15 protein-coding genes are annotated in these 15416 nt (G+C 65.5%); 6 read left to right on the top strand and 9 right to left on the bottom strand.

What is annotated here, in order from left to right; genetic code table 11:
• Positions 1–33: 33 nt before the first annotated feature.
• Positions 34–2274 carry a heavy metal translocating P-type ATPase gene (locus ACQPZ2_RS01510; RefSeq protein ID WP_433523959.1) on the top strand — a complete coding sequence of 747 codons (2241 nt, stop codon included), beginning with the start codon at positions 34–36 and terminating at the stop codon, positions 2272–2274.
• Between the two features lie 365 nt (positions 2275–2639).
• Here the strand turns inward: ACQPZ2_RS01510 and ACQPZ2_RS01505 are convergent, their stop codons facing one another.
• Positions 2640–3215, bottom strand: coding sequence for a maleylpyruvate isomerase family mycothiol-dependent enzyme (locus ACQPZ2_RS01505; RefSeq protein WP_433523958.1), 576 nt, complete (start codon positions 3213–3215; stop codon positions 2640–2642).
• A gap of 72 nt (positions 3216–3287) precedes the next feature.
• Here ACQPZ2_RS01505 and ACQPZ2_RS01500 point away from each other — a divergent pair, with 72 nt between their 5' ends.
• The 3 genes from ACQPZ2_RS01500 to ACQPZ2_RS01490 all read left to right on the top strand — a co-directional run bounded on the left by ACQPZ2_RS01500 (position 3288) and on the right by ACQPZ2_RS01490 (position 6247).
• On the top strand, positions 3288–4217 hold the full coding sequence (locus tag ACQPZ2_RS01500; RefSeq protein WP_433523957.1) for a MerR family transcriptional regulator: 930 nt from the start codon (positions 3288–3290) through the stop codon (positions 4215–4217).
• Between the two features lie 188 nt (positions 4218–4405).
• The gene (locus tag ACQPZ2_RS01495) at positions 4406–5050 is read left to right on the top strand and encodes a dihydrofolate reductase family protein (RefSeq protein ID WP_433523956.1); all 645 of its coding nucleotides are present in this window, start codon (positions 4406–4408) and stop codon (positions 5048–5050) included.
• A gap of 159 nt (positions 5051–5209) precedes the next feature.
• Positions 5210–6247 (top strand): alpha/beta hydrolase, encoded by a 1038-nt coding sequence (locus ACQPZ2_RS01490; protein ID WP_433523955.1) that lies wholly within the window; start codon positions 5210–5212, stop codon positions 6245–6247.
• 6 nt (positions 6248–6253) lie between these two features.
• On the opposite strand, the gene ACQPZ2_RS01485 is transcribed toward ACQPZ2_RS01490, so the two are convergent.
• From ACQPZ2_RS01485 to ACQPZ2_RS01450, 8 genes are all read right to left on the bottom strand, one after another.
• The gene (locus tag ACQPZ2_RS01485) at positions 6254–7303 is read right to left on the bottom strand and encodes an ABC transporter ATP-binding protein (RefSeq protein ID WP_433523954.1); all 1050 of its coding nucleotides are present in this window, start codon (positions 7301–7303) and stop codon (positions 6254–6256) included.
• Positions 7300–8112 (bottom strand): molybdate ABC transporter permease subunit, encoded by an 813-nt coding sequence (gene modB, locus ACQPZ2_RS01480; RefSeq protein WP_433527710.1) that lies wholly within the window; start codon positions 8110–8112, stop codon positions 7300–7302. Before modB ends, ACQPZ2_RS01485 begins: the two co-directional genes overlap by 4 nt.
• Complete coding sequence (modA, locus tag ACQPZ2_RS01475; protein WP_433523953.1) at positions 8112–8891, bottom strand: molybdate ABC transporter substrate-binding protein; 780 nt, start codon at positions 8889–8891, stop codon at positions 8112–8114. Before modA ends, modB begins: the two co-directional genes overlap by 1 nt.
• Positions 8892–8896: 5 nt before the next feature.
• The gene (locus ACQPZ2_RS01470; protein WP_063039958.1) at positions 8897–9295 is read right to left on the bottom strand and encodes a TOBE domain-containing protein; all 399 of its coding nucleotides are present in this window, start codon (positions 9293–9295) and stop codon (positions 8897–8899) included.
• Positions 9296–9453: 158 nt separating this feature from the next.
• A complete protein-coding gene (locus tag ACQPZ2_RS01465) occupies positions 9454–10995 on the bottom strand; it encodes a protein kinase domain-containing protein (RefSeq protein ID WP_433523952.1) in 1542 nt (513 codons plus the stop codon).
• An 87-nt stretch (positions 10996–11082) separates the two neighbouring features.
• Positions 11083–11439 carry a hypothetical protein gene (locus ACQPZ2_RS01460; protein ID WP_433523951.1) on the bottom strand — a complete coding sequence of 119 codons (357 nt, stop codon included), beginning with the start codon at positions 11437–11439 and terminating at the stop codon, positions 11083–11085.
• Between the two features lie 161 nt (positions 11440–11600).
• Positions 11601–12449 (bottom strand): PHP domain-containing protein, encoded by an 849-nt coding sequence (locus ACQPZ2_RS01455; RefSeq protein ID WP_433523950.1) that lies wholly within the window; start codon positions 12447–12449, stop codon positions 11601–11603.
• A 110-nt stretch (positions 12450–12559) separates the two neighbouring features.
• Positions 12560–13558, bottom strand: coding sequence for a methyltransferase (locus ACQPZ2_RS01450; protein WP_433523949.1), 999 nt, complete (start codon positions 13556–13558; stop codon positions 12560–12562).
• A gap of 618 nt (positions 13559–14176) precedes the next feature.
• Here ACQPZ2_RS01450 and ACQPZ2_RS01445 point away from each other — a divergent pair.
• Both ACQPZ2_RS01445 and ACQPZ2_RS01440 read left to right on the top strand, forming a co-directional pair.
• Positions 14177–14527, top strand: a complete 351-nt coding sequence (locus tag ACQPZ2_RS01445; protein ID WP_063039937.1) for a glycine zipper domain-containing protein — start codon at positions 14177–14179, stop codon at positions 14525–14527.
• Between the two features lie 652 nt (positions 14528–15179).
• Complete coding sequence (locus ACQPZ2_RS01440; protein WP_433523948.1) at positions 15180–15410, top strand: DUF6400 family protein; 231 nt, start codon at positions 15180–15182, stop codon at positions 15408–15410.
• Positions 15411–15416 lie beyond the last annotated feature (6 nt).

Here is a 15416-nt window from a genome sequence, read left to right as displayed (position 1 = left end):
CACTACCCTGAGTCGCACAGAACGGAGCACACGATGACCACCGCGACACAACCATCCGCCGGACAGGTCGAATTGGTGATCGGTGGCATGACCTGCGCGTCCTGCGCCAATCGCATCGAGAAGAAGCTGAACAGGCTCGACGGCGTCACCGCGACGGTCAACTATGCGACGGAGAAGGCGCGGGTCGACTTCAGCGGTGATATCTCACCGGAGCAGTTGATCGCCACCGTCGAACAGGCCGGTTATACCGCCGCGCTGCCGATCGAGGAGCCCGCGGAAACGGCCGCGGAAGAGGATCCGACGGCGGCGCTGCGAACCCGGCTGCTGGTTTCGCTGGTGCTGACGGTTCCGGTCATCGCGCTGGCGATGGTGCCCGCACTCCAGTTCGACAACTGGCAGTGGCTTTCGCTGACGCTGGCCGCGCCGGTCGTGGTGTGGGGCGCACTGCCCTTCCACCGCGCCGCGTGGGCCAACCTGCGGCACGGCACCGCCACCATGGACACCCTGGTGTCGATGGGCACGCTCGCTGCGTTCGGCTGGTCGCTGTATGCGCTGTTCTGGGGCACGGCCGGGATGCCCGGCATGAAGCATCCGTTCGAGTTGACTATTGCGCGGATGGACGGCACCGGCAGCATCTACCTGGAGGCCGCGGCGGGCGTCACCACCTTCATCCTGGCCGGGCGCTACTTCGAGGCGCGCTCCAAGCGGCGGGCCGGGGCGGCGCTGCGGGCGCTGCTCGAGCTGGGCGCGAAGGAAGTTTCGGTGCTGCGCGGTGGCGTCGAGCAGCGAATTCCGGTCGAGCAGTTGAGCGTTGGTGACACCTTCGTGGTGCGGCCCGGTGAGAAGATCGCCACCGACGGCATGGTCGTCGAGGGTTCCTCGGCGGTCGACGCCTCGATGCTCACCGGCGAATCAGTGCCGGTGGAGGTCGGTCCCGAGGATGCGGTGGTCGGCGCGACGGTCAATGTCGGCGGCCGGATCGTGGTGCGCGCCAATCGCATCGGCGCCGACACCCAGCTGGCTCAGATGGCGAAACTGGTCGAGGACGCGCAAACCGGTAAGGCGCAGGCGCAGCGGTTGGCGGACCGGATCTCCGGGATCTTCGTGCCGATCGTGATCGCACTGTCGGTCGCGACGCTCGGATTCTGGTCGGGCACCGGCGGTTCGGTCGCCGCGGCCTTTACTGCCGCGGTCGCGGTCCTGATCATCGCCTGCCCCTGCGCCCTCGGGCTGGCCACCCCGACGGCACTGCTGGTCGGCACCGGTCGCGGTGCGCAGCTCGGCATTCTGATCAAGGGTCCGGAGGTGCTGGAGTCGACCCGTCGGGTGGATACCGTGGTGCTCGACAAGACCGGCACCGTCACCACCGGCAAGATGACCCTGCTGGATGTCATTGCCGCCGAAGGTGAGGACACCGCCGAGGTGCTGGCGCTGGCCGGGGCGCTGGAGGATTCGTCGGAGCACCCGATCGCCCAGGCGATCGCCAAGGGCGCCCGGGATAAGGTCGGTGCGCTGCGGCAGGTCGAGGATTTCGCGAATATCGAAGGCCTCGGCGTGCAGGGTGTGGTGGGCGGCCATGCGGTGATCGTCGGGCGCGCAAGGCTGCTCGCGGACTGGTCGCAACACCTGGACGCCGACCTCGAGCAGGCCATGCACACTGCCGAAACCGATGGCAGGACCGCCGTCGCGGTGGGTTGGGACGGTCGGGCACGTGGCGTGCTCGTGGTCGCGGATGCGGTGAAACCCACTTCCGCCGAAGCGATCTCGCAGCTGAGGGCGCTCGGTCTCACCCCGATCATGCTGACTGGCGACAATACCGCCGCAGCGAAAGCCATTGCGGCGCAGGTCGGTATCGATGAGGTGATCGCGGAGGTGCTGCCCGCCGACAAGGTCGACACCGTCAAGCGGCTGCAGGCCGAGGGCAAGGTGGTGGCGATGGTCGGCGACGGCGTCAACGATGCCGCGGCCTTGGCCCAGGCCGACCTCGGCCTGGCGATGGGCACCGGAACCGATGTCGCCATCGAGGCCAGCGACCTGACCCTGGTCCGTGGTGACCTGCGCGCGGCCGCCGATGCGATCCGGCTGTCCCGCAGGACCCTCGGCACCATCAAGGGCAATCTGTTCTGGGCTTTCGCCTACAACGTCGCGGCGATTCCGCTGGCCATGGCCGGACTGCTGAACCCGATGCTCGCGGGCGCCGCGATGGCGTTCTCCTCGGTCTTCGTGGTCAGCAACAGTCTGCGCTTGCGCGGCTTCCGCTCCACCGCTCAATAGGGATCGGGCGGGACGGCGTGCACGGCCGTCCCGCCCGATCCCATCGCTCACTGCAGAATGCCGCTATTTGCCAGACCCATCGCGGCACTTCCGGTGGCCCATGCGGCAGCGGCACTTCCGGTCATGCCCAAAAGGGAAAGCAGAATCATCGGTTCGACCTTTCGTAGAGCAACGATCAGCAATCGAAAACTACTGCGACCCAATGGCGTCCACAATCAGCTGCGCGATACTCTCGGCAACCTCTCGCGACATTGCCAGTCAATTCCCAGCAAGAAATTTCGCGTTCTACCGTCGGTCACGTTGCGGAAACAGCGCTGCGCCTGCACCGGTGAGCTGGTCCCGTGCGTGCTGGCGATTGGTCACGATCAGGAGCAGGGCGGCGACCGGGCCGGTGATGGTGGATCCGTCGCCCGCGGCCCAGTCTGTGTCGGTTGCGACGAGGCGGTAGCCGGTGAATTTCTTGCGGGCGTGGAATGGGCGCCCATTGTCCAGATTCGGTGGATGGCCGCTCGTGCGGCGGCGACCGGCATATCGCGGGTGATGCCGAGTGGGACCGCGATGTCTTGGCCGTGCACCAGTAGGTCCATCAGGCGATCGGCCGGTGTGGTGCCGACCGCCGTGACCCGTGCGTCGATGCTGTCGCGCAACTCGCCGAGCAGCTGCTGGGTCGTGATGTGGTCCGCGTGACGAATGGCGGTATCGCGGATCGCCCGATCCAGGCTGCCGCGGGCGCGGATCACATTGATCAGGATCCAACCGATGGAGGCCCGGGCCGACAGCACGACGTGCGCGACGACGTCGCGCACCCGCCAGCCATCGCACAGTGAAGGATGGTCCCAGTCGGCTTCCGACAGCGGCTCCAATAGCTCGACCAGACCGGCTCGCTCGGTGGCGACTGCCCGCCAGATCTGGTCGGTGCTCATCATGGTGTCCTCGGCCATCCGCGTATCTCCTTGTCCCGGTGGGTGTTCCAGTAGGGTAGGAACTCCACCGAGGTGGAGGTTCCAGCGAATGTGACCGAGAACACACACCGCGACGGCCTCGTGAGTATCGGGGAGCTGTCGCGAGTCACCGGGGTACCGGTCCGCACGCTCCGCTTCTACTGCGACAACGGGGTGCTGGAGTCGCGGCGCAGCGGGGGCGGGCACCGGTTGTTCGATCCGGCGACCACGGTGGATCAGGTGTTGCTGGTGCGTCGGCTCCGAACGCTCGGCCTGAGCCTGCCCGCAATCATCGAGGTTCTCACCGGCAGCCAGTCGATCGCCGATGCGATCGCCGCGGAACGCGCCGCACTCGACACCGAACTCGGCGTGCTGTCCTGGCGGCGTGCATCGCTGCGCGCGGTCGAGGATGCGCCACCCGCCGAACGCGCCCGGCGGTTGGAACTGCTTGCGTCCGTACAAGATCGAGACCGCGCACACGACAATCTGGTGACGTTCTGGCGGACACTGCTCGCCCCGATCCCACCGGCACTGTTCGACGGATTCATCGCGATGAACGTCCCGCAGCTACCCGCCGATCCAACCCCTGAGCACATCGTCGCTTTCGCCGAACTCACCACCCACATCACCGATCCCGCAAGCGCCGCCGCGATGTCACGGCAGCTCTGGCGGACGAACCCGACCCGAATCCACGACAAACTCGCACTGGTCACCGGTGTCGCCGAAGCATGCGCGGCCGTGGACTCGCTCGGCACACGACCACATCCGGGCCCAGAACTCGACCGGTTCATCCACGCGCACGCCACCGCCCGGCGCGACCGCGACACTCCAGGTCTGCGACACCGGCTCCTCGACAACGCACCCGACAACGACCCGCACATCCATCGCTACTGGAAACTCACCGCCGAAATCACCGGGACCACCACCGCCGGAGCTGCTCTCTACTGGCTGTACCAAGCACTTGCACAGTGGGCCGATATGGCCGATGACGTCCGCGCGTGACCAGCGGTAACTAGTTCGACCCAACCGGAATGCGGCGATCGCGCCCGGCAGCTGCTCGGGCGATAGACGGCGGTCGGTACGGAGTTCGGCCTCTGAATCGTCGCGAGTCGACCCGCAACTGGTTGCACAACGGGATCAGTTCGGGTAAATTTCCAACCGATTGCAAATTGCAATCAGAAGGGATCCCGATGACACAGCTGGTTCGAGTTCAGAACTTCACCGTCTCCAGCGATGGCTACGGCGCCGGCGAGGGCCAAACCCGCGAGCGCCCATTCGGCCACGCCGATCCGAGCGCGCTCATGTTCTGGGCAGGCGCCACCGCCCACTGGCCCAACCGAACCGACCCAGGCGGCACCTACGGCCTCGACGACTACTGCACCCGAGACTTCACCAACAACATCGGCGCCGAGATCATGGGGCGCAACAAATTCGGTCCACAGCGGGGTCCATGGGAGAACTACGACTGGCAAGGCTGGTGGGGCGACGAACCCCCGTTCCACACACCGGTTTTCGTCCTCACCCATCATGTGCGCCCCTCGATCACCTTGGGGGAAACCACATTCCACTTCCTCGACGCGTCTCCGAAAGACGCACTGGCGCGGGCATTCGACGCCGCCGAGGGCAAGGATGTGCGAATCGGCGGCGGTGTCGCCACAGTCCGGGAATTCCTCGACGCCGATCTCATCGACAACATGCACATCGTCGTCGCACCAGTCGAAATCGGTCGCGGCGAAAGGCTGTGGACCAGCCCCGACGAACTCATCGACCGTTTCCATCTGGAGCAGATCCCGAGCCCGAGCGGTGTGGTGCATCACTTCTTCTGGCGAAGGTGACGCAACTCTCGACCACACCGCCCAGCAACCCCCAGGACTGGGGGCTTCCGGCCGCATCCGGCTTCCGATTCGATCTACGGTAGTAACGATTGCCCATTCGGTGGACTGCCTAAACGGGCTTGAACGTTGCGCGGATGCGATTTTCAGGAGAGACGCGGTATGCGATTCAGAGTTCTCGCTGCGGCGGCCGCCGCTGTGACGGTCGTCGGCACGGGAGTGAGCTTGGTGGCGCCTGCGGCCTCGGCCGCACCGATCAACAGCTCGGCCAAGGCACCGGATGGTTCCTACATCGAGAAAGTAGAGACCCTCGGCGACCGCAAGCTGCAGCTCGAGGTCCACTCGACGGCCATGGATCGGACATTCCCGGTCCTGGTGGATCTGCCCGCGGACAACTCGGTCCCGCGCCCGACGCTGTATCTGGTCAACGGCGGCGGCGGTGGCGTCGACGGTAACGCCTCATGGGACCAGAAGACCGACGCCAAGCAATTCCTCGGCGACAAGAACATCAATGTCGTCGAGCTGATCGGCGGCCGGTGGAGCTACTTCGCGGACTGGCGCGCGGCCGATCCGGTACTCGGGGTGAACAAATGGCAGACCTTCTACACCGAGGAGCTGCCGCCGATCATCGATGCGGCGCTCGGCACCAATGGCAAGAACTCGATCGCGGGCTACTCGATGGCGGGGACATCGGTGCTGATGCTGGCGATCACCAAGCCCGGCCTGTTCCAGAATGTCGGCGCCTACAGTGGCTGTGCGCAGACCAGCGATCCGGTCGGCCAGAAGTTCGTGCAGACCACGGTCGAAACGTGGGGCGGCGGTAACCCGGACAATATGTGGGGCCCCGCCGACAATCCGCTGTGGCAAGCGAACGATCCGGTCCTGCACGCGGACAAGCTGCGCGGAACGAACCTCTGGGTTGCGGCGGGCGGCGGTCTGCCCGGCGCGCACGACGCTCCCGGCGACCCGTTCATCATGGGCGACGACAAGTACAACCCGATCAGCGTGGCCAACCACGTCGTCGTCGGCGGCATCATCGAGGCGGCGATGAGCGCCTGCTCGCACAACCTCCAGAATCGGTTGAACCAGTTGGGGATTCCGGCGACCTTCGACCTGCCCCCCACCGGCACCCACACCTGGGGCTATTGGCAGGACGACCTGAAGCAATCCTGGCCGGTACTGTCCAAAGATCTCTACTGACCTGGATCACGCCGGGTAGGTGTGGGTTTCGGTGGCCTTGACCGCGGCCCACATGGGCGCTCCGATCTGAAGACGCAAATCGGCGACGGTCGCGGCGGTGACGTCGGCCAGCACAGCTGGGCTGCCATCGAGGCGAACCCGGGTGGTGTTGGCGTGCTGTTCGAGCCCGACCACGGTGACCGGCCAGGTATTTCGCGGGCTGCCCGTCGGTTGTTCGAGGTGCAGGCTCACCGCGCTCGGCGGGAACGCGACATGTACAGCGCCCTGCGCGGGTTCGGCGACAGTCAGTGTGCCGCCGTCGTGGAGATCGATCGCGTTGCCGTGGGCTGTGCCGCGATAAAGGTTGAGGCCCACCAGGTTTGCGACATAGTCCGAGCGTGGTCTGCGGGCGACCTCGGTGGGCGGACCTTCCTGGATGATGCTGCCGTTTTCGACGATGACGAGGCGGTCGGCCAGCACCATGGCATCGAGCGGGTCATGGGTGACCAGCACGGCGTGTCCGGTGTAGTCGGCGAGATGATGGGCAAGATCGGAGCGAACCTGCAAACGGGTGCTGGCATCGAGTGCCGCCAACGGTTCATCCAGCAGCAGCAGCCGCGGATCGGTGGCCAGCGCGCGGGCCAGCGCGACACGTTGAGCTTGACCGCCCGACAGCGCACGCGGTTTGGCGTGCAGGTGCTCGGCCAGGCCGACTCGCTCGAGCCAATGCTTCGCGCGGTCGCGAGCGGCCCGGCGATGGTGCCCGCGGGCGCGCAGTCCGAAGGCGACATTGTCCTGGGCGGACATGTGCGCGAACAGCAGGTAGTCCTGGAATACCACGCCGATCGCGCGCCGCTCGGCCGGGATGAACAGCTTCGGCGGTGCGTCCCAAGTGTTTTCGTCGAGACGAATGCTGCCAGCGGTGAGTGGGGTGAGTCCGGCCAGCGCCCGCAGCGCGGTGGTTTTGCCCGCACCGTTGGGGCCCAGCAGTGCGACGACTTCTCCCGGCGCCACGGTGACGGCGATGTCGAGTTCGAATTTGTCTCGGGTGATGCGTATTTCGGCGTCGAGGGTCATAGCGCTCCTCGCGTCCACCGGTCCCGCAACGCGGCCAGTACGACCACCGACACGGTGAGCAGCACCAAGCTGAGCACGATCGCGTCCTCGGGATCGGTTTCCAATGCGAGGTAGACCGCCAACGGCATGGTCGTCGTCTTACCCGGGAAGTTGCCCGCGAAGGTGATCGTGGCGCCGAACTCACCGAGGGCGCGGGCCCAGCACAGCACCGCACCCGCGATCACACCCGGCATCACCGAGGGCAAGGTGACCCGCCGGAAAGTCAGCCAAGGCGACGCACCCAGGGTGGCGGCGGCTTCTTCGTAGCGTGGGTCGGCTCCCCGCAAAGCACCCTCGACGGAAATCACCAGAAACGGCATCGCCACGAACGCCTCGGCGACGACAACCCCGGCGGTGGTGAAAGGCAATGAGACACCGAACCATTCATACAAGTGACGGCCGATGATCCCGCGCCTGCCCAATACCAGCAGCAGCGCGACACCGCCGACCACCGGCGGCAGCACGAGCGGGACCGTCACCAGCGCCCGCACGAACCCGAGTCCGGGGATTTCACCGCGAGCGAGCAGCCACGCCAAGGGAATCCCGAAAACCAGGCAGACGACAGTCGCCGAGCTCGCGCACACCAGCGAAAGACGCAGCGCCTGGCCGACTTCGGCGCTGAACAACCGGTCGGGCAGACCGCGCCAAGGCGCGCGCAGCAGCAGCCCGGCCAGCGGCAACAACAAGAACGCCAAACCGCACACGGCGGGCAGCACGAGAACGAGCGGTCGCCGCCCGCGCGCTACCCGCCGTCGCGCCGACGTTCGGATCACGGGTTGTCGAATCCCGCCTTGGTGAACACCGTGCGCGCTTGGTCGGACCGGACGAAATCGACGAACGCCGCCGCGGCCACGGAGTTGGGGGCCTTGGCAAGCGGCGCTACCGGATAGTCATTGATCGCCTTGTCCGCCTCGGGGAAGTCGATGCCCTCCACCTTGTCACCGGCGGCCTTCACATCGGTGCGGTAGACGAGCGCCGCATCCACCTCACCGAGGGTGACCTTGGTCAGTACCGCTTTCACGTCGGCCTCACGGGTGTCGGGCTGCGGGTTCACACCGGCGACCTCGAACACGCTCTTCGCGGCGGCACCACAGGGCACCTGCTCGGCACACAGCGCGATCTTGGGTTCGGTCTTGCCGAAGTCGGCGAGACCGGTGATGTGGCCGGGATTGCCCTTGGGGACCGCGATTTCGAGGCGGTTGCGCACGAACGTCACCGGGGTGGCCTTGATATCGCCCGCGTCGACGACCTGCTGCATATTCTTCGGCGCCGCCGAGGCGAACACATCGACCGGGGCGCCCTGCTTGATCTGCTCGGCCAGCGCCGAACTCGCACCGAAGCTGTAGACAACCTTGACGCCGGGGTGTGCGGCCTCGAACTGCTTGCCCAACTCGGTGAACGTCTCGGTCAACGATGCGGCCGCGAATACCGTCACCGTTCCGGAGATCTTGTCGGTGGGGGCCGGATCGGACGACTTGTCCGATCCACAACCGGCCAACGTCAACGCGACAGCTCCGGTCAGAGCAACCGCACTCAGCGAACGAATCATCCTCGTCAACTTTCCGGGATTTCTACAACAACATGGGTGGACTTGACCGACGCGACCGCGACGCTGCCGACCTCCAGGCCGAGTTCGTCGACCGAATCGCGACTCAGCAGCGACACCAATCTGAACGGCCCGGCCTGCATCTCGACCTGTGCCATCACCGTGTCTTTCACGATGCGTGTCACGATCCCGCGCATCCGATTCCGCGCCGAGACCGCCACCGTGGCACCCGGCTCCGGGGCCTCCGCGTTGGCCCGCAGAAATTCCGCCAGCTCGCGGCCGCTCACACCCTTGCGCCCGTTGTCCAGCTGAATCGCGTTGAGCCGTCCCTGATCGATATACCGCCGCACGGTGTCATCGCTGACACCCATCAACGCAGCAACCTCACTGATCCGCAGATTCGACACAATCGGCAGCATATTTCCGTATCCACGGAATGTATAGCGGAATGCACACGCGCCAGCGGATCGTTATCCATACCTTCGCGGGGTGCTCGGGCCGTGCGAGTTATCCGAAACACGACGTCGGCGAGAGATCCGACTCCGAGGTGCCGGTCGGCTTGCGGCTAGCCGACCGGCACGGTTACGCCAGAGGACGACGGGGCGCCGTGCAGGACCAGCTGGCTCGGGGTGTCGTTCTTCTTGTCGTTCTTCTTGCCGTTCTTGTCCTTGCCGGGGAGGTCGAAGGCCAGCCGGATCGTGCGGGTACCGCCGGGATCGATCTGGCCGCCGCCAGGGCCGGACGGGTTGAGCTCGGTGGTCGCGGACGCGTCGGGGGCGAGGGAGCGGCCAGCGGCGGTGCTGAGGCGCTGATCGGCGACACGGAAGACTTGGCCATGTTGGGAGACGTTGGTGACCGTCAGCGTCACGATGGTGTAGGAACCACCCGGGGCTACCGAACCGGTGCGATTCACGTTGGACGCCACCTCGGTCACGGTGAAAGCAAAGTTCCCGTCACGCACCGCACCGGCCGGAACCGGTCCACCGGTCGAGGGCGGCGGCGAATTGGTCGAGGCCGCGGCGGGCGTCGTCGTGCCTGGAGCGGAGTCGGACCCGAGGTCGCTGCTCAGCAGCCACAGTGCCGCCGCGGCGACCAGTGCTAGACCGGCGGCGATCGGTAACCATCTGCGCACCAACAGCTTTCGCCGAGGCGCTGGTGAGAATGTCCGGGGCTCGGGCGATGGCGCCGCCGACAGGGGCTCGGCCAAGGTCGGGGGCGGGGCGACGGCGGTCATAACGCGGGTAGGCGGGTGACTGCCCGATCTCGCAAAGGCCGGTTGCGCCGACGCGGGCCCGCCCAAAGCCGCATTTGCGGCGGCGGCGAACTCCCCCGCGCTGGCATAGCGTTCCACCGGTTTCTTGGCCATCCCGCGGGCGATGACAGCGTCCAGCTGCGGCGGGACACCTCCGGCAGCCCGCGACGCACGCGGTGGTTCGGACATCAAATGCGCATGCATCTGCTGTGCCGGATCACCGTCGCCATACGGCAGCTTCCCGGTGAGGGTTTCATACAGCACGCAGGCCAGCGAATAGACATCCGAGCGGACATCGGCCGTGCCGGTGAACCGCTCCGGCGCCATATATCCCAATGTGCCCACCACCAGGCCGGTGGCCGTGAGGGCGCTGCCGTCCGCGGCGCGGGCGATACCGAAGTCGATCAGATATACGAAACCGCTGGTGTCCTCGAGGATATTGCCCGGCTTCACATCCCGATGAACAAGCCCCGCCGCATGAGCGGCATCCAGCCCCTGCGCCGCCTGGGCGATGACCTCGACTGCCCGAGCAGGCACCAGCGCACCCGACCGCAGCCGCGTGGCCAGATCGATGCCCGCGATGTAGTCCATCTCCAAAAACAGATGCCCATCGACCTCACCGAAAGCGTGAATCGGCACGATGTGGGGATTGCGCACCTGGGCGCCCAGCCGCGCCTCGCGCTCGAAACGACGCCGATAGCCCGGATCAGCGGAATACGCCGCAGACAACACCTTCAACGCGACAGCGCGACCGGTGCGGTCGCGCGCCAACCACACCTCACCCATACCGCCACGACCCACCAAGCGTTCGAGGTGGTAATTCCCGAACGAGCCGCCAGCGCTCTGCACCGACACACCCTGACCGTATCGCTGCGAATAGTTGCCCCCGCGACCGGGAGCGCGGATGGCGTGATCTTCGGGACTGGTCCCGGACGTGATGGTTCAGGCCGCCGTCGCCTCTAGGCCGGAGGGACTGCGGAGTACAAGGTCGATCGTGATGTCCATGCTGCTGGCACCGGTGGCGAGGTCTTTTTCCTGGAGAAGAGTGACGGCTTTATCGGCACTGGCGCGGGTCGGGTGCACGGAGATGTGCCGTCCTGCACGCAGTCCATCGATGACGAGCACCCACACCTTTTCCGGGTTCAGCCGGGCGGCGACCTCGCCGAGCGGGTCGAAGCCGATCCGGTCGATGACCTCTTTCAGGTCCGCCGCCCAGCCGCGGCCCGCCGGGCACACCTGCAATAGCCATACGACACCCTCCCTGTCTTCCCCTGGCCGACAGCATGTATCACCGGCCACAACTGCCGAGTATGACCCCAGGCACCGACACCATGCGGCTATTCGTCGACGATATGCGCTGCTACGCAACTACTTACCACGGCACGTCAAGGCGCTCCCCTGGTTCGGATTGCGGATCCCAGATATGGTCGGCGGCTCCCGCTCGACCAGCCGGAGAATCTCTATCGTGTCCAGAAGTGCTCAGGTCGGCGGCCTGGCCGGAATCCGAAGTGCTCGACCATAGCCATCGCCTCGGGGAAATTGTCGGCGAGCGCTTCTGGGAGGTGGGCGTCGCTGCCGAATGTGACTGCGCGCCCGCCTTCTTCACACCACCATTGCGGGATCCATGGCCGAAGTCTGCGGGTGTTCATCTCCAACGCTCTCCCACTGTCGGCGATGGCCCGCATCGCCACTCGAAACCCATCCTCGAATCGGCGCGGGTCGAACGGGCCGACCTCCGCAGTCGGCCAGGCGCGCACCGCGTAGTCGATGTGACTGAACACCGCGAACGCATCGGATCCTGCGACCATGCGCGGGATCTCGTCGAGGTAGGCGCGTATCACCTCGTCCGGGGGCCACAGCCGAAACAGGGTGTTGGGTTCGCTGCGGTCCTCGCCGATCGGGAGCGTGTGCAGGGAACCGTTCACACGGTCGAGGACGGTCAGGTCGAAATTCGTCGCTTGTTTGTCGAACAGGTGAGGCTGTCCGAACTCCACGCCGGTGAGAATGCGCAGTTCGCGGAACAGGTGTCGGCAGCGCTCGATGCAGTCGAGGTAGCCCGCCATGTCCAGGGCCGGAGGACGCAGATAGCCGTCTTCGTCCAGCAGGTGTCGTTGGTGTGGCATGAGGTCCTCGACGCCGGTGCGCCATGCGTCGTCGAGGTCGAGATGTTCGGTGAAGATCACGGCGGGCAGACCGATCGCGACGGCGCGTGCGCAGGTTCGCTCCATTCGTCCCGCAGCGTCCGACGCGGGACCGCCTGTGTCCCAAGACCATTCGCTGTGAACATGACTGTCGGCCGGAAGGAGCATGGATACAGGTTCGCACTCTCGTCCTACTCTCCCTAGCCGTGGGCGACGGCCCCTCAGATGCTGTCGACGAGCCGGGCAGCCCGAATTGGAGCGGGGTGTTGGATCAGTAGTCAAGTGGTGGCGGTGAGGCGGAACTCCAGAAGACACCGCTGCTCGGTCAGGTCGATCACGGTTTCGAGGGCCAGTCCGTGAGCCGAGGCAAGGGCGCGGAACTCATCGACCCGACGTTCGCGGCCGCCGAAGATCACGAGCATCGCCAGATCGAACTCGGTGTTCGCCCGTCGGCCGCCAACCGGTTCGATGACCAGGATCCGGCCGGTCGGGTGGACGGCCTCAACGCACCGGCCGAGGATCCGGTGCGCGTGTTCGTCGTCCCAGTCGTGCAGGATGTCGCACAACAAATAGGCCTGCGCCCTTTGCGGCAGCGGGTCGAAGAAACTACCCGCGCTCACTCGAGCTCGGTCCCCGACGTGGTGCGCGCTGAAGGTACTGCCTGCCTCGGCCGCGGTGGGTTCGAGATCGACCAGGTGGCCGCACATACCAGGGTGAGCGGCCAGAATCGCGGCGAGCAAAGTTCCGTGACCGCCACCGACGTCGACGATGGTGGAAAAGCGACCCCAGCCGTAACCGGCGACGATCCGCGGGATCTGTTCACGGAACCGATCGGTCATCTGCTGGTCGAACGAGGCTCGCAAGTTCGGATATCCGGCGAGGTCGGCCCAAAAATCCTGCCCATAGCGGCGTGCATAGCCCGCCTCGCCGGTAGTGACGCTGTGCAGCAGCTCGACGAACGCCAAGTCGGCACGGCCACCAGCCATGTCCAGGTGCAGAAGATTGACCAAGCCGTTGTCGGCGTCCCTGCACAGCGCTGCCCCGTAGTCGGTGGTCCGGTAGCCGGTGGACGCACGCTCGATAATCTCAAGGGCCGCAAGATGTCCCAACAGAAGCTCGAGCGCCACCGATGACACGTCGAGTTCGGTCGCGATCTGCTCGACAGCGGCCCCGTCACCTCGCAGCCGGTCCGGCAGTCCCAGGGTTACCGCAACACGTAGCGCCATCGGCGTGGCCAAACCCGCTAGATTTCGGATCGCGGCGACGTTGTCGTTCACGAAGGTCAACGGTGACATACCTGTCAACCGAGAATCAGATTTCGCCAGCCGCCGGAACCCGGCCCCTTGGCCCCGGGCAGTACGCGTCCGTCCACGGTCCACACGGCGTACGCCGCCAGCCGGAAAAACTCATCCGTGCACCGTATTCCGGCCACAAACGGTTTGCGAGCCTGCTCGGCCGGGCGACTCTAGTCCGTGTGCGATTACGGCAGTTATTCGCGAATCCGCGTGACGTGTCGCCACGTGCGTGCACCGAAGATATTCGCGAATGGACGACAACAGGGACACATGAGCGTTTCGCGCTCGGCCGAGCTTCTACCTCTCTCGAACATCCGATAATGCCGGATGTGCGAATGCCCATTCATGCATCGGAGCTATTTCGCCCGAGCACTCCGGCGCTGCCCTGATCCGACGGAACCAGGCTTTCCGGTCAGATCTCTGGTCATTACTTTGTTATGCCGGTACTGTGCGAGTTCGCATGTAGCGCAGCATCTTCGGGCGCGGTGCGCAATAGTGGCTGCTCGATGCTGTCTATTCATCGGAGCAGCAAGAGGCAGTCTCCCCTGATGAAGTAGTGGAACTCGGTTGTTCCGAGGGCCCCAAAAGGTTAGGAAAACAATGTTCCGTTCTGCCCTGATCAAGACGAGTCGCGTCCTTGTAGTGAGTGCACTGCCGTTGGCTGCGGCCGTCGTATTCGCGGGCGCGTCGTCCGCCGACGCGGGTCAGGCTGCTGCTGCGGCTCCGGCGGCATCGGTTATTGCCCCGATCGCCGGGCTCCCGCTGGAGGATGTCACCACCAACCCGGACGCCCAGTACCCCGATCCAGTGCTGAACGGCGCGGCTGCGGGCGCTGCGATCGGCTCCGCCACCGGTTCCTTCATCGATCCCGTGCCCACCCTTATCGGCGCCGTGATCGGCGGGATCATCGGCTCGATCAACCCGGGCGTCATCCCCCAGGTACTGCCCTGATCCCCTAGGGCACAAGTCTTTTCGTCGAGTCCGAGCAGTTCGCGCTGCTCGGACTCGTCTCATACACATAGTCAGTCCTGCTGGATCGAGTACGCGCCCGGCGCACCGATCGCGCTGCGCAACGGATTCGCAGCACCGAGACAAACCAGCCTCTGGTGATCTCGGCACCGCGTTCGGGACAGTCGCTGTCCGGCTGCGTCACGGCACGCCTACCCAGAAGATCTGCCTGGGCTGGTGAAGTTGGATCACCTGTCCTGCAAGGTCATCCGACGATCCATAACTCGACATGCACTACTTTGCCGAATATCGTGCGTGCGTCATCGGCCGCTGTGTCGTACGGCCCAGTTCGGGTTAGATCTGGCGGGGTGTTCGCGTCGGGGTAAATAGCATCGGAGTGGCAGGCGGCAGCACCCAGCGACGGCCATTGGCGAGTTCCGCTCTCTTGGTGGCGTGGCGCGATAGCGTCGCGTACCCGATTTCGGCGGTTTCCTGGCGATTATGTGGACGCATTTACTTCGCGGTCCAGTCCGCGCACGGGCATCGAATGTGACGAAGTCCGACGTGGAATGTGATGCAGATCATTGCTCGAGAAGGCGTGGTTGGGCATCGTCATCAAATCGTTTTCGGAAAGAACCCGGTTGGAGATGCCTACATGGCCGACCACAATTTTGCTTACGACCTCACGCTGGACGAGACACGACGGCGCAGCGCCGTCGTCGCGGCGCTCGGTGACGACTGGGATCCGGTCGCGGTGCTCGCCGAGGAAGATCTGGCATACGACATGCTGTACTCGAATCTCGACGATGAGCAGCAGCGGATCTACGACGAACTCGTCCAGGCCGGGATCCTGCCCAATCGGGCGACTCGCCAGATTGCCGACTGACCTCAC

This window comes from Nocardia pseudovaccinii (assembly GCF_050942345.1).
In the GTDB taxonomy this organism is placed as follows: domain Bacteria; phylum Actinomycetota; class Actinomycetes; order Mycobacteriales; family Mycobacteriaceae; genus Nocardia; species Nocardia pseudovaccinii.
The sequence above is the reverse complement of the archived record's forward strand: the minus strand, read 5'-3'. Positions and strand labels throughout refer to the sequence as shown.